The organism is Ciceribacter sp. RN22, from assembly GCF_024054295.1.
Lineage (GTDB): Bacteria > Pseudomonadota > Alphaproteobacteria > Rhizobiales > Rhizobiaceae > Allorhizobium > Allorhizobium lividum.
This window is the reverse complement of record NZ_JAMXLD010000002.1, coordinates 454,737-468,653: the sequence shown is the minus strand read 5'-3', so window position 1 is coordinate 468,653 and position 13,917 is coordinate 454,737. Positions and strand designations below refer to the sequence as shown.

The window sequence follows — 13,917 nt, the reverse complement described above, 5'->3', positions numbered from 1 at the left end:
TTCAGTTCTCGCGCTTGAGATTGCTCTCATGCCAGCGATGCAGCACGAGCCAGGAGATGAAAGAGGTTGCGGCAAAGATTGCGACCCCCAGCGCCGAGAGCAGCAAAAGGGCTGCAAAGAGCCTGGGAATATTCATTCGGAACTGCGATTCCAGCAGGCGGAAGGCGAGACCGGAAGATGCGCCCGCCGAGCCTGCCGCAAACTCCGCCACCACGGCGGCGATGAGCGCGAGCCCGCCGCCGATCCTGAGGCCCGTCATGAAATAGGGCTGGGCTGCGGGTATCTTCAGATAGACCAGCGTCTGCCAACGCGACGCGCCATAGAGGTCGAAAAGGTTCAGGAGATTGTGATCGACGCTCTTCAATCCCTGAACCATGTTGGACAGGATCGGGAAGAAGGCGACGAGAAAGGCGCAGATGAGCAGCGCCACCTGCGTGGTCGGTGCATAGATGAGAATGAGCGGCGAGATCGCAACGATCGGCGTGACCTGCAGGATGACGGCGATCGGGTAGAAGGCGATTTCAATCCAGCGGGACTGCACCAGAAAGATCGCAAAGCCGCCCCCGCCAATCAGGGCCAGGGCCAGCGACATCAGCGTGATCTTCGTCGTCACCAGAAGGGCGGGAAACAGAAGACCCCAGTCGCCGATCAGGGCGGCGACGACCGCGCCCGGACTGGGAAGAATATAGGGCGGGACGCCCGACCACATCACGCCAAGATGCCAGATCAGCACCAGCGCTACGACCATCAGCAGGGGAACGGCGATGCGCAGCGCTAATTCCCTGCCGCGTCCGGCTGTCATGTTCGGTTCAGGTGCGGGGCTTGTCATCAGTGGTCCTCCGGGGCGTCACCCATGGCTTCGAGCAACATCGCGGAGACCTTCTCGCAGGCCTGGCGATAATCTTCGGAACTGCGATAGAGCGCGTCGCGCTCGCTTGCCGTCACAAGCGGGAAATCCGCATGAACGCGGCCGGGCCGCGCCTTCATCACGACGATGCGGTTGGACAGATAGGCGGATTCGAAAACGGAATGGGTCACGAAGATCACGGTGATGCCGGTCTTGCGCCAGAGATCGAGAACGTCGTCGTTGAGCTTCTGCCGGGTGATCTCGTCCAGCGCGGCAAAGGGCTCGTCCATCAGCAGAAGGCGTGGCTTGGTGACCATGGCCCGGGCAATCGAGACCCGCATCTTCATGCCGCCGGAGAGCTCGCGCGGATAGGCATTCGCGAAGTCGCCGAGGCCCACGGCGGATAGCGCTTCCATGATCGGGGTTGCAGCCGCCTTCTGGGTGACCCCGCGCAGCCGGAGCGGCAGATAGACATTTCCGAACACCGTCTGCCAGGGCATCAATGTCGGCTCCTGGAAGACGAAACTGATATCGCCCTCCGGCAATCCCTTCGAATTGATGCGGGAACTCGGCCAGTCGATGGAGCCGCCGCTGACGCCGCCGAGACCGGCGATGATGCGCAACGCCGTCGATTTGCCGCAGCCCGAAGGACCGAGCAGGCTCAGGAATTCGCCACCGCACACCGTCAGCGACATGTCCTGAAGGGCGAGCGTACCGTTGGAGAACTTCTTGGTCACATGGTCCATCACGACGAGCGGGCGGGTATGGGCCGTTGTCGCGACTGGTTTGGCCGCCTGAGCGTTCATGCCATCAACTCTAAGCTGGATCTGGTCTCTCCGTTCCCGAACGATCGGGAACGGAGATTTGCTCTTGCAAATTACTTCTTGAGGGACATGCCGACGCCCTTGCAGACAAACTGCGTGGTGAAGGCCTTCTTGTAGTCCATGCCTGCGTCGAAGAGCTTGATCTTGACCATCTCATCGAAGAACTTCTTGTACTTCTCGTCGGTCATGCAGCCGATGCCCTTGGTTAGAGCCTCGTCCGATTCCAGAATGCCATGCTCCTTCATCTGGGCGATGGAGAAGGCGATCTGCTCATCGGTCATTTCCGGATTGTCTTTCTTGATCAGATCATTGGCCGCCTTGTTGTCGCCGTAGAGATAGTTGTACCAGCCCTCGATCGAGGCATCGACGAAGCGCTGGATCAGGTCCGGATTGGACGCGATCAGGTCGGCCTTGACCGACACTGTGGTCGAATAGGGGCTGAAGCCATTGTCGGCGAGCAGGAATACCTTGGGCTTCCAGCCGGTCTCCTTTTCAACCGCATAGGGTTCGGAGGTCAGATAGCCCTGCTGCACTGACTTCTTGTCGGCGATGAACGGGCCGGGGTTGAAGTTATAGGGCTTGTACTGCTCGTCCTGGAAGCCCTTGAAGTTGACCTTCATCCATTCGAAATAGGTGAGATACCCGTCCTTGCCCATGAAAATGGCGCTGGCCTTGGCCAGATCGTCGAACGTCTCGATGCCCTCGTCGGGATGGGCCATCAGGACCTGCGGGTCCTTCTGGAACATGGCGGCGACATCCACCAGTGGAATGTCCTGCTTGACCGCGTTGAGCGAACCCATTTCGCCGCCCATGTAGAATTCGATCTTGCCGGAAATCAGAAGTGCGCTGTTGGCGGCGTTCGGGCCACCCTGCACGATCGTCACGTCCAGCCCGTGCTTCTTGTAAGTGCCATCGGCGACGGCCTGGTAATAGCCCCCATGCTCCGGCTCGGCGAGCCAGTTCGTTCCGAAGGAGACCTTGTCGAGCGCGTGCGCGGGGAGGCTCGCCGACAGGCAAACTGCCGCTGAGGCGGCGAGAGATTTGAGGAAGTGCGACATCAAGACTGTTCCCTGCTTTATCTGGAAGGCGCTTTTGCGCTGCAGCAGGATAGTGCGCTGGCGTTACGCTCTTTGAAAAGCATCAAAATTCGTTCGCATTGATGCCTTTTTGCGCTATGTCAGGAAGCGCTCCGCCTACAGGAATCGAGAAAAGGAACAGAGGTGCTTCATTCTCGCAAACTGCTTTACATCGACGAAATTGCCCGCACTGGGTCCATTCGCAAGGCCGCGGCCAAGCTGAATGTTGCCTCCTCCGCCATCAACCGGCAGATCATCGAACTTGAGGACGAAATCGGCGCCGCCTTGTTCGAGCGCCTGCCGCGCGGCCTGCGCCTGACCTCGGCAGGTGAGCTTTATGTCGAACATATCCGCGACGTCATCAAGAGCTATCAGCGGCTCGAGTCTCGCGTCAAAGCCCTGAAGATGCCGGACGCGGGCAAGGTGCGCATTGTCACGACGACCGGGCTTGCCGCCGGTCCGATGCCGGTGATCGTCTCGAAATTCCTGGCTCGGCATCCGCGGGTCAAAATATTCATACGCAATGACATCGGCTCCGGGACCACGCTCAACCCGGTAAGCGTCGGAGAGGTGGATATCGGCATCGGCCTCAACATTCCGGCGTCTCCGGGCATCCGTACGCTGGCCGTGTTCGACGTGCCGATCGGCGCCGTCCTGCCGCCGGGACACCCGCTTGCGCGGCAAGCCCAGGTCAGCCTCGCCGAACTGCTTCAGGAGCGGCTGGTTCTGGTGATGAAGTCTCTGAGCCTGCGCGAGGTTATCGACTTTGCCTTTGCACCTCTCTCCGTTCCGGTCGAGCCCGTCATCGAGACGAACACGACGGAGGCGGTCAAGCAGTTCGTTCGGGCGGGGGCAGGTGTCTCGCTCATGAACCCGCTTGATATCATTCATGAGTGTGAGCGGGGCGAGCTCGCCTTTCGGCCGCTTTCCGATCCGCATGTGAAAGTGCAACAGATGAAGGTTTTCGCGCGTGCGCGTACCCCGCTCGACAGTGCCACAAGCCTCTTCGTCGAGTTCCTGCTTGCCGAACTGTCATCGCTGCTCGCCAGCCTTTCGGCGCAAGGCGTCAAGAGCGTCGGGCCGGGCGTCAATCTGGACGAATAGGCAGGGATCTATTTCGGCGAGTAGAGATTGCTCAACGGGTAGGCCTTCACATCATGAAGAAGGTCGACGAAGGCGCGCGCGATATGGCCTGCGATCTTCTCGCCCTTTTCCGCCGTGCCGGCGGCGGCATTGCCGACGACGCCGAACGGATTGAGGTCATGCGCGATCCAGGCGACCGAATGCGGCGGGAGCGGCTGGAGATATTTCGTGTTGCTGGCCATCCACTCGGCCTTGGACCGGAAATCATCCGCGTTTTCCATCTTCACCAGATCGGGACGGAAGTGGAGCATCAGCGAGGTCTCCACCTCGCCGCCGTGAATGCCGTATTTCTGTTCGTCGGGCGACAGAACCAGGTCGTCAGGATAGCCAAAGCGAGTCCATTGCGTGGCCACCGCCATCATGCCGAAGCGAACGCGCATTTCGCGCGAAACGATGCTCATGATGTCGAGATTGCCGCCATGGGAGTTGACCATCACCAGCTTGCGTACGCCTGCTTCCGCTACCTTCTGCCCGATCGTGGTCCAGGCCTCGATCAGGAGCCCGGCCGGAAGCGACAGGGTGCCGGGGCCGTAGACATGTTCGTTGGCCTTGCCGATCTCCTGCGTCGGCAGCACAAGCGCCGTCAGGTCCTCCGGCAGGATGCTGCGTACTTCGGCAAGCATTCCGTTTGCGATCGTCACATCGGTGGAAATCGGTAGATGCGGACCGTGCTGCTCGGTGGAGGCCAGCGGCAGGATGGCAATCGTCTCATCCGGGTTCAGTGATTTGAAGTCATAGGCGGTCAGTTCGTTCCAGTAGAATGGTCGTGCCATAGAGGTTCCTTCCCGCGCTGTTGACTGCATTGAATCACTGCAATGGCTGCACTGCCGACTGTCGATGCAAGGAGGCGGGGCGTCTCCACCCCTTCCAAGTCACGCCAGCCCTCGCGAGGTCCGATGCCAAGAACTTCGTATAAAGCCGCAGCTTGTCATCGGAAAAGCATCAATTTGCGCCGATAGCGCTGCCTTTTTAAGAGCGATCTCTGTTCAAGGAGACGTATTCGAGGCATCGCCAAGTTGTTTGACCTTCGCGTTTCGGTTATCGAGACGGAATAAAATTGCCGAGCGTTTCCCCGTCTGGAGGGGGTTCGTTTTCCGCGTGAAATTGTCGCCTGCGCTGTGTGGGCCTATCACCGGTTTGCCTTGAGCACGGCGGATGTGGAAGATCTTCTGGCGGAGCGCGACGTTGTTGTCAGCCGGGAAACCGTGCGGCTTTGGATCAGCCGCTTTGGTCGTCATTTTGCCGGCTGTACTCGCAGGAACCGGCCAAAGCCAAACGACAAATGGTGCCTCGATGAGGCCGTCATCATGATCGGCGGAAAGAAATTCTGGTTATGGCGGGCCATTGACGCCGATGGTGACGTGCTCGACATTCCGGTTCAAGCTCTTAGCTGAGAGTCGGACTCGAAAAGCTCTCAGTAGTAGCAATACCTTGCAAAACGCCGTGTCATAAGGCGGATGTGGGCGATCCTGATCCAGGCCTCGGCTGAAGCTATGGATTTTTCGACGTCCCTGGCCAGTCTGCGGCATCTGCCGAGCCAGGCGAAGGTCCGCTCTACTAGCCTGCGGCGTGGCAGGACTTCGAAGCCTTTCGCCTTGTCTGAGCGCTTGATGATCTCGACCGTGAAACGCCCGATCATCTTCAGTCGCCGCTTCAACTTGTGGCCCGCATAGCCACCATCGGCAAAGACATGCAACAACCATGGCCACGTGTGGCGGTGGATTTCAGGAGATCGGGATCACCGTCGCGATCGTGGGCACCGGCACCATGCACCATGAGACCGACCATCTGGCCGAGTGTATTGACGATGATGTGGCGCTTGCGGCCCTTGATCTTCTTGCCCGTGTCATACCCCCGGATACCGCCGCTTTCCGTGGTTCTGACGCTCTGGCTATCGATGACACCAGCCGTCGGGCTTGCCTCTTTGCCCTCCAACGCGCGTGCTGCCATCACGAGATGATGGTTGATGCGTGTCCAAAGTCCCAGCGCCCGCCATTCATAGAAATAGCGCTGGACGGTCGAACAGGGCGGGAAATGCTTCGGCAGCATGCGCCACTGGCAACCTGTCGTGGCGGTGTAAAGCAGCGCATTCACGACCTCGCGCAAATCCGTGGTCCGGGGACGACCCAAGGGGCGGGGCTTCGGCAGAAAGGTTCCACAAGCGCCCATTCCCGATCCGTCATGTCGCTTGCGCAGCGTGCCGTTCGCCGGGCATATTGCCGACGGGTGATTTCGCTCCAGGCCATCATGTTCTCGATCGAATCTCGCAAATCCGAAGGAATCATAACCGCTTGAAATCACATACCTCTTTTTGAGGTGGCCTCTGAGTGGGGGCATGTCCGTGCCTTTCGGGGGCTAATTCACTGAGCCCGCCATTCTCCCGGCTCGGTCGAGGCGGGAAGGCAGTTGTCAAAAGTTCAGCGGCGCATTGTCGACCACTTCCTTCATCACGAAAAAGGTGCGGGTCTGACGCACGCCGGGTAGCGCGATCAGCTGGGTGCCATGGATGCGGTTGAAATCTGCCATGTCACGCACACGGATCTTCAGGAAATAATCAAAATCGCCCGCAACCAGATTGCAGTCCAGTACGAAATTCAACTTGGCGACCGCCTTTTCAAAGGTGCCGAAGCTCTCCGGCGTCGAGCGATCCAGCACCACGCCGACCATGACCAGCGCACCGCGGTCGACTTTCTGCGGCTCGACCATGGCTCTGACCGACTTGATATAACCCTCCTCAAATAGCCGCTGGGTGCGGCGATGGCAGGTCGCGGCACTGACATCGACCAGTTGCGCCAGTTCGGCATTGCTGAGCCGCCCGTTGTTTTGCAGCAGTCGGAGCATTTTTAGGTCGATGCGGTCCAGTTCCGATGTCATGAAAGATTCTTCCGAAAATGACGATATAGATGAAAGTTATGTATATTCTTTCTGATCCATGAAAGGATATCACGAAATATCCAGTTCAAATTAGAGAGCACCTTTCATCCATGCGATGGTAGCGTTTCCCCCGTGTCACAGCAAGCAGAAGGGGATCCCATGCTGGAGAAATTCGAGCGCTATCCGCTCACATTTGGTCAGACCCATATCGAGAAGCTGGAGCGGCTGTCCGAGCATCTCGGCGGCAAGGTCGAGCTCTATGCCAAGCGTGAGGACTGCAATTCCGGTCTGGCCTTTGGCGGCAACAAGCTGCGCAAGCTGGAATATATCATTCCCGACGCGATCGCTTCCAATGCCGATACGCTGGTCTCGATCGGCGGCGTACAGTCCAACCATACCCGCATGATCGCCGCCGTCGCCGCCAAGATCGGCTTCAAGTGCCGGCTGGTGCAGGAAAGCTGGGTGCCGCACGAGGACGCCGTCTATGACCGCGTCGGCAATATTCTGCTGAGCCGGATCATGGGCGCGGATGTGCAGATGGTGGACGAGGGCTTCGACATCGGCATTCGCCAGAGCTGGGAGGAGGCGATCGAGGACGTCAAGGCCAAGGGCGGGAAGCCCTATCCGATACCGGCCGGGGCATCCGTGCACAAATATGGTGGCCTCGGTTATGTCGGCTTTGCCGAGGAAGTGCGCGCGCAGGAGGCCGAACTCGGCTTCAAGTTCGACTATATCGTCGTCTGCACGGTGACCGGATCGACCCATGCCGGCATGACGGTCGGCTTTGCCAAGGATGGCCGCGAACGTAATGTCATCGGTATCGACGCCTCCTTCACGCCGGCGCAGACCAGGGCCCAGGTGCTGGAGATCGCCCGGCGCACTGCCGAACTCGTCGAACTCGGCCGGGATCTGACGGCGGACGACATCATCCTGATCGAGGATTATGCCTATCCGGTCTACGGCGTGCCGTCCGACGAGACCAAGGAGGCCATCCGCCTCTGCGCCCGGCTTGAAGGTATGATCACCGACCCGGTCTATGAGGGCAAGTCGATGCAGGGCATGATCGACCTGGTCAAGAAGGGCTACTTCCCGGAAGGCTCCAAGGTACTTTACGCCCATCTCGGCGGCGCCCCGGCCATCAATGGCTATGCCTACACCTTCCGCAACGGTTGAACACTTGCCACGCCGTTCGGCGGGATGATCGTCCCGCCGAACGGTGCAGACATGGGAACGGGATCCGAGCAGAGCAAGGCGAAAAGCCGCCGGCGGATCCTCATCAGGCGTGAACGCGTGACTGGGAGTCGACCGTGACAAGCACCGATATCGCAATTCTGAAATCCATCGAGAAGCAGGTCCTGTGGCTCGCCTGCTGGATGATCCACAACGCCAATCACCTGCGCGAGAAGGGCGAGGTCAAGGTCGGCGGGCACCAAGCCTCCTCGGCCTCGATGGCCTCGATCCTGACGGCGCTCTATTTTCATGCGCTGCGCCCGGAAGATCGCGTTGCGGTCAAGCCGCATGCCTCGCCGGTGTTTCATGCCATCCAGTATCTGATGGGCAACCAGACGCGCGAGAAGCTCGAGAATTTCCGTGGCTTTGGCGGCGCGCAGTCCTATCCGAGCCGCACCAAGGATATCGCGGATGTCGATTTCTCCACCGGTTCGGTCGGCCTCGGCGTCGCCGTCACCGCCTTTGCCTCGATGGTGCAGGACTATATCGCCGCCAGACCCTGGGCGCAGAAGCGTCCGCTCGGGCGGATGATTGCCCTGGTCGGTGATGCCGAACTGGATGAAGGCAATGTCTACGAGTGCCTGCAGGAAGGCTGGAAGCATGATCTGCGCAATACCTGGTGGGTCATCGACTACAATCGCCAGAGCCTCGACGGCGTGGTGCGAGAAGGTCTGTGGCAGCGCATCGAGGCCATTTTCAAGGCCTTCGGCTGGGATGTCGTCATCGTCAAATATGGGGCGCTGCAGAAGGCCGCGTTCGCCGAGCCGGGTGGAGCGCGCCTGAAGGACTGGATCGACGCCTGCCCGAACCAGCTTTATGCAGCGCTGACCTTTCAGGGTGGGGCTGCGTGGCGGCGTCGGCTGCTCGACGAGATCGGCGACCAGGGCGATGTCACCGCGCTGATCGAGCGCCGATCCGACGCCGAACTGGCCGAACTCATGAACAATCTCGGCGGCCATTGCCTGGAGGCGCTGACCGATGTGTTCGACAGTATCGACCACGACCGGCCGACGGTCTTCCTGGCTTATACGATCAAGGGCTGGGGCACGCCGCTTGCCGGCCATAAGGACAATCATGCCGGCCTGATGACCACGAACCAGATGGCCGAGTTCCAGGCAGCAATGCAGGTTGCGCCCGGAACGGAATGGGACCCGTTTTCGACCATGGCCGACAGCGGCGATGCACGGGCCTTTCTTGCCCGCGTGCCGTTCTTCGAGCCGGGGCCGCGACGCTTCAAGGCGGAGCGCATTGCGACAGAGGCGCCGGTCCTGCTGGAGGACCGCGTTCTGTCCACCCAGGCCGGCTTCGGCAAGATCCTCGACGCTTTGGCCAAGACCGACACGGCACTCGCCGACCGCATCGTGACCACCGCCCCGGATGTCACCGTCTCGACCAATCTCGGCCCCTGGGTCAACCAGCGTGGACTGTTTGCGCGCGGCGCGCGGGCCGATACCTTTCGCGACGAGCGGGTGCCGTCCGCGCAAAAATGGCATTTTTCGCCGGAGGGGCAGCATATCGAACTCGGCATTGCCGAGATGAATCTCTTCCTGCTGCTGGCCGCCGCCGGTCTTTCGCATTCGCTGTTCGGCGAGCGTCTGCTGCCGATCGGCACGGTCTATGATCCCTTCATCTGCCGCGGTCTCGATGCACTGAACTATGCCTGCTATCAGGATGCCCGTTTCATGATCGTCGGCACGCCGTCCGGCATCACGCTTTCGCCGGAGGGCGGCGCGCATCAGTCGATCGCCACACCGCTGATCGGCATCAGCCAGGACGGGCTGGCGAGTTTCGAGCCGGCCTTCCTCGACGAACTCGCGATCATCATGGACTGGTCGTTCGACTACATGCAGCGAGATGGCGACGGTCAGCCGGACGAGCGCACCTGGTTGCGCGACGAGACGGGCGGTTCGGTCTATCTGCGGCTGACGACACGACCGCTCGAACAGCCGGCGCCGCGGGGCGGTCCGGCTTTCCGCCAAGGCGTCATCGATGGCGGCTATTGGCTGAAGCCGCCGGGGCCCAACGCCGATGTCGTGTTGGTCTATCAGGGTTGCATCGCGCCGGAAGTGATCGCGGCCGCCGGGCTGCTCGGCGAGAGCCGACGGGATATCGGCGTGCTGGCTGTGACATCCGCAGATCGCCTGAACGCCGGCTGGACCGCGGCCCAGCGGGCGCGGCGCCGCGGCGTCAGTCGGGCGTCCGGCCATGTCGAGACCTTGCTCGCCGGCCTTCCGTCCCATTGCACCCTGGTCACCGTCACCGATGGACACCCAGCGGCGCTTGCCTGGCTGGGTGCCGTTTGCGGCCACCGGACGATACCGCTCGGGGTGGAACATTTCGGCCAGACCGGCACGGTGCAGGACCTCTATCGGCACTATGGCATCGACAAGGCGGGTATCGTCAGGACGGTGTCGGGGTTGACGCGAGGGGCTGCGGTTTCCGAGCTTTTGCTATGCCCATGAGGTTCGGCGAGGCGGCTGCCCGGAATCGGCGGCAGGTTTCACGAGGCTTGTCGGCCGGCGACCTCGCGCTCTCCGCTCATCGATTGGCGGTATTCCTCATAGATACTGCCCTGGACACGGATATGGTCGCGCATCACGGCATCGGCGCGCGCCGCATCGCCGGCTTCAAGGGCCAGCAGGATTTCGCGATGTTCCATCATCGACCGAGACAGGCGGTCGCCGAAGGAGAGCTGCGCCTGCCGGAAGGGCTTGAGGCGCCGGTGCAGGTTGGCGGCCTCCTCAGCCAGGAAGCCGTTGCCGGATGCCTCGTAGATCATGGTGTGAAACGTAGCGTTCTCGGCATAATAGCGCTTGTAGTCCTGCGCCTGAAGCGCCGCTTCGCAGGCGGAGGCGGCTTTGCGCAGAAGCAGCAGTTGTGCCTTGGTGATGCGGCCGGCCGCCAGCCGCGCGCACCAGGCTTCGACCTCCGCCATCACTTCGAACATTTCCACAAGACGGGTGAAATCGGGCTGGCGCACGAAGGCGCCACGGTTGGGAATGAGCTCGACCAGCCCGGTGGCCGACAGAAGACGCAGCGCCTCACGAAGGGGCGTGCGCGATACGCCGAAATCCCGGGCGAGGCGCATTTCGTCGAGGCGCTCGCCATCCTTGAAATGCCCCTCGGCGATCATCGTCTCGATGCGCTCGTAAAGCACGTCGGCGGTCGGCGTTTTTGATGCGGGTGAATTCATATCGCTCCTCCACACGCATTGTCGTGTGATCCGGGGGATTTGACAAGCGGACGTATGCAATAATCGTGATGTGTGTGCAATCTAATAATATTGTATACAAAGAATAAGAATGGAGTACAATACAAACAATCATCAAGAAAGCCTAAATAATAGGCAAAAAAACAGAGGGAACGAGAATGAAACCGACAATGACGGCGGCTACAGCCGCTCTTCTACCTGCATTCCTGTTTGCCACCGCGGCCTGGGCCGGCAAGGCGGACGATACGGTCTCCATCGCATTCGCGAAGGAGCTTGAGCATGTCGATCCCTATTTCAACACCGCGCGCGAGGGCATCCTGCTCGGAAATGCCGCCTGGGACGGCCTTCTCTACCGCGATCCGGCGACAGGAGAGTATGTCGGCAATCTGGCGACCAGCTGGACATGGGTGGATTCCACCACGCTGGAGCTCACGCTTCGGGAAGGCGTCAAGTTCCACAACGGCGAGCCCTTTGATGCCGATGATGTCGTCTACACGCTGAACTTCACCGTCGACCCCAAGAACGGCGCCAAGAACAAGGTGGCGACGGGATGGATCAAGCAGGCCGTAAAAATCGACCGGTTCAAGGTGCGCATCATCACCAACGGGCCATTCCCGGCTGCGCTCGAATATCTGGCCGGCCCGGTCATCATCCATCCAGATGAATACTACAAAGCCGTCGGCCCGGCCGGCGTCGCCACCAAGCCGATCGGCACGGGTCCCTACAAATTCGAGAGCGTCGAACCCGGCAAGCATTTCGTGCTGAAGCGCAATGAGGATTATTTCGCCGCCGCCAAGCCCAAGGCCAAGGTCGGCACCATCGATATCCGCACCATCCCGGACATCAACACGCAGATGGCCGAGCTTTTCAACGGCACGATCGATCTGGTCTGGCAGGTGCCCTCCGACCAGGCCGGCAAGATGGCCGACCGGGACGGCTTCCAGGTGATCAATGCCCCGACCATGCGCGTCGGCTATCTCTCGCTCGATGCGGCCGGTCGCTCGGGTGACAAGAACCCGATGACGAACCTCAAGGTCCGGCAGGCGATCTATCATGCCATCAACCGCGAGGGTATCGTCGAGGCGCTGATGAAGGGCACGACGGAAGTGATCAACAGCGCCTGCTCGCCGAGCCAGTTCGGCTGCGACAAGGCTGTTACGACCTATGCCTACGATCCGGCGAAGGCCAAGGCACTGCTGGCGGAAGCCGGCTATCCCGACGGTTTCGAGATTGAACTCTATGCCTATCGCGACCGACCGCTGGCCGAAGCGATGATCGGCATGCTGGCCGAGATCGGCGTCAAGGCCAACCTCAACTACATGCAATACGCGGCGCTGCGCGAAAAACGCATCAAGGAAGGCGTGCCGATCGCCTTCTTGACCTGGGGTTCCAACTCGATTGCCGATGTCTCGGCCATCACCAGCGAGTTCTTCACCATGGGCGGCGAAGATGACGCCCGCGACAAGAGCCTGTCCGATCTGCTGGAAAAGGCCGATTCCTCGATCGATCCGGCCGAGCGCAAGACGCTCTATACCCAGGCGCTGTCGGTGATCGCCGACAAGGCCTATTGGGTGCCGTTGTGGAACTACTCCACCAACTACGTCATGAGCGGCGACATCGCCTTCACCCCGACCCCGGATGAGTTGGTCCGCTTCTACGAAATCGGCTGGAAGTAACATCTGTATCCCTGGGCCGGGAGGCCGTTCAGCGGCGCCCGGCCCGGATTCGAGCTTCTTGTTTTAGAGGCATGTCGAGATCGCGGAGCCGCAAGGCCGCCTGCTTGAGGGTTTCAGATGTTGAAATTTGTCCTGACCAAGATTGGCATGGCGGCGCTGGTTGCGCTGACGGTGTCCTTCATCAGTTTCATTCTTCTGTTCATGGCCGGCGATCCGGCGATCGCCATTGCCGGCGAGGGGGCTTCAGGAGAGGTGGTCGCGGCGATCCGCAGCCAATACGGTTTCGACCGGCCATTGCTCGTTCAGTATGCCGACTGGCTGATGCGCGCGCTCTCCGGTGATTTCGGCATGAGCTACTATTTCAAGACCCCGGTCTCGGGCATGATCGCCGAACGGCTGCCAGTCACCATGACCATCGGCTTTCTCGGCATGAGCTTCGCCCTGCTACTCGCCATTCCCATGGGGGTTCTGGCCGCCGCCTTTCCCAACACGTTGATCGACCGACTGGCGCTCGGCGTAGCCGTCGTCGGACAGGCGATCCCGAGCTTCTGGTTCGGCCTTATCCTGATCGTTGTCTTCTCGGTCAATCTGGGATGGGTGCCGGCCTCGGGAACGCGGCAATGGACCGGCTATATCCTGCCGATGATCGTGCTCGGCTACTTCGCGACGCCGGCTATCATGCGGCTTACACGGGCGGGCATGCTGGAAGTGCTGTCGGCGGACTACATCCGCACGGCAAGAGCCAAGGGCATCAAGCCACGCCGGGTTCTGTTCAAGCACGCGCTGCGCAATGCCATCATCCCGGTGGTCAGCCTGGCGGCGGTGCAGCTCGGCTTTATGTTCGGCGGGTCGGTCGTGGTGGAAACCATCTTCGCGCTGCATGGTGCCGGTTACCTCGCCTGGGAATCGATCTCCCGTAATGATCTGCCGACGATGCAGGCGCTCATCCTGATCTTCGCGATGTTCTACATCGCTTTCACGTTCCTCGCCGATGTCTTGAACGCATGGCTCGATCCCCGCTTGAGGACTGCCTGAC

The 13,917-nt window shown here is 60.6% G+C and carries 11 protein-coding genes and 2 pseudogenes; 6 read left to right on the top strand and 7 right to left on the bottom strand.

The window, feature by feature from the left end; all coding sequences use genetic code 11:
* Position 1 precedes the first annotated feature (1 nt).
* The 3 genes from NHF53_RS17230 to NHF53_RS17220 form a co-directional block, all read right to left on the bottom strand.
* A complete protein-coding gene (locus tag NHF53_RS17230; RefSeq protein ID WP_114364873.1) occupies positions 2 to 829 on the bottom strand; it encodes an ABC transporter permease in 828 nt (275 codons plus the stop codon).
* Complete coding sequence (locus NHF53_RS17225) at positions 829 to 1,653, bottom strand: ABC transporter ATP-binding protein (protein WP_252835334.1); 825 nt, start codon at positions 1,651 to 1,653, stop codon at positions 829 to 831. The genes NHF53_RS17230 and NHF53_RS17225 overlap by 1 nt, the downstream gene beginning before the upstream one ends.
* A 71-nt stretch (positions 1,654 to 1,724) precedes the next feature.
* Positions 1,725 to 2,729, bottom strand: coding sequence for an ABC transporter substrate-binding protein (locus NHF53_RS17220; protein ID WP_252835333.1), 1,005 nt, complete (start codon positions 2,727 to 2,729; stop codon positions 1,725 to 1,727).
* A 162-nt stretch (positions 2,730 to 2,891) separates the two neighbouring features.
* On the opposite strand from NHF53_RS17220, the gene NHF53_RS17215 reads away from it, so the two are divergent.
* Complete coding sequence (locus NHF53_RS17215; RefSeq protein WP_114364876.1) at positions 2,892 to 3,851, top strand: LysR family transcriptional regulator; 960 nt, start codon at positions 2,892 to 2,894, stop codon at positions 3,849 to 3,851.
* Positions 3,852 to 3,859: 8 nt separating this feature from the next.
* On the opposite strand, the gene NHF53_RS17210 is transcribed toward NHF53_RS17215, so the two are convergent.
* Positions 3,860 to 4,663, bottom strand: a complete 804-nt coding sequence (locus tag NHF53_RS17210; RefSeq protein ID WP_252835332.1) for a creatininase family protein — start codon at positions 4,661 to 4,663, stop codon at positions 3,860 to 3,862.
* Positions 4,664 to 4,966: 303 nt separating this feature from the next.
* On the opposite strand from NHF53_RS17210, the pseudogene NHF53_RS17205 reads away from it, so the two are divergent.
* Positions 4,967 to 5,272: pseudogene (locus NHF53_RS17205) on the top strand (transposase); the annotation flags it as partial.
* Between the two features lie 32 nt (positions 5,273 to 5,304).
* Here NHF53_RS17205 and NHF53_RS17200 read toward each other — a convergent pair.
* Both NHF53_RS17200 and NHF53_RS17195 read right to left on the bottom strand, forming a co-directional pair.
* Positions 5,305 to 6,136, bottom strand: a pseudogene (locus NHF53_RS17200) (IS5 family transposase).
* A gap of 163 nt (positions 6,137 to 6,299) precedes the next feature.
* Positions 6,300 to 6,764: an Lrp/AsnC family transcriptional regulator gene (locus tag NHF53_RS17195; protein ID WP_112831243.1), complete on the bottom strand. Its 465-nt coding sequence runs from the start codon at positions 6,762 to 6,764 to the stop codon at positions 6,300 to 6,302.
* A 159-nt stretch (positions 6,765 to 6,923) separates the two neighbouring features.
* Between NHF53_RS17195 and NHF53_RS17190 the strand changes: the two genes are divergently transcribed.
* Together NHF53_RS17190 and NHF53_RS17185 are read left to right on the top strand one after the other, a co-directional pair.
* On the top strand, positions 6,924 to 7,937 hold the full coding sequence (locus NHF53_RS17190) for a 1-aminocyclopropane-1-carboxylate deaminase (RefSeq protein ID WP_114364879.1): 1,014 nt from the start codon (positions 6,924 to 6,926) through the stop codon (positions 7,935 to 7,937).
* 200 nt (positions 7,938 to 8,137) lie between these two features.
* Positions 8,138 to 10,456, top strand: a complete 2,319-nt coding sequence (locus NHF53_RS17185; RefSeq protein WP_252835993.1) for a transketolase — start codon at positions 8,138 to 8,140, stop codon at positions 10,454 to 10,456.
* A gap of 38 nt (positions 10,457 to 10,494) precedes the next feature.
* Here NHF53_RS17185 and NHF53_RS17180 read toward each other — a convergent pair whose 3' ends face one another.
* Entirely contained in the window at positions 10,495 to 11,187 is a 693-nt protein-coding gene (locus NHF53_RS17180) for a GntR family transcriptional regulator (RefSeq protein ID WP_252835331.1), read from the bottom strand.
* Positions 11,188 to 11,363: 176 nt separating this feature from the next.
* Between NHF53_RS17180 and NHF53_RS17175 the strand changes: the two genes are divergently transcribed.
* Positions 11,364 to 12,881, top strand: a complete 1,518-nt coding sequence (locus NHF53_RS17175; RefSeq protein ID WP_374591223.1) for an ABC transporter substrate-binding protein — start codon at positions 11,364 to 11,366, stop codon at positions 12,879 to 12,881.
* 117 nt (positions 12,882 to 12,998) lie between these two features.
* A complete protein-coding gene (locus tag NHF53_RS17170; protein WP_252835330.1) occupies positions 12,999 to 13,916 on the top strand; it encodes an ABC transporter permease in 918 nt (305 codons plus the stop codon).
* The last annotated feature ends 1 nt before the right edge of the window (position 13,917 follow it).

Bases quoted from the DNA above. Each gene is read 5' to 3' on its own strand.
- NHF53_RS17190 (WP_114364879.1), top strand. From the start codon at position 6,924: ATGCTGGAGAAATTCGAGCGCTATCCGCTCACATTTGGTCAGACCCAT.
- NHF53_RS17195 (WP_112831243.1), bottom strand. From the start codon at position 6,764: ATGACATCGGAACTGGACCGCATCGACCTAAAAATGCTCCGACTGCTG.
- NHF53_RS17225 (WP_252835334.1), bottom strand. From the start codon at position 1,653: ATGAACGCTCAGGCGGCCAAACCAGTCGCGACAACGGCCCATACCCGC.
- NHF53_RS17175 (WP_374591223.1), top strand. From the start codon at position 11,364: ATGAAACCGACAATGACGGCGGCTACAGCCGCTCTTCTACCTGCATTC.
- NHF53_RS17210 (WP_252835332.1), bottom strand. From the start codon at position 4,663: ATGGCACGACCATTCTACTGGAACGAACTGACCGCCTATGACTTCAAA.
- NHF53_RS17220 (WP_252835333.1), bottom strand. From the start codon at position 2,729: ATGTCGCACTTCCTCAAATCTCTCGCCGCCTCAGCGGCAGTTTGCCTG.
- NHF53_RS17230 (WP_114364873.1), bottom strand. From the start codon at position 829: ATGACAAGCCCCGCACCTGAACCGAACATGACAGCCGGACGCGGCAGG.
- NHF53_RS17185 (WP_252835993.1), top strand. From the start codon at position 8,138: ATGATCCACAACGCCAATCACCTGCGCGAGAAGGGCGAGGTCAAGGTC.
- NHF53_RS17180 (WP_252835331.1), bottom strand. From the start codon at position 11,187: ATGAATTCACCCGCATCAAAAACGCCGACCGCCGACGTGCTTTACGAG.
- NHF53_RS17170 (WP_252835330.1), top strand. From the start codon at position 12,999: ATGTTGAAATTTGTCCTGACCAAGATTGGCATGGCGGCGCTGGTTGCG.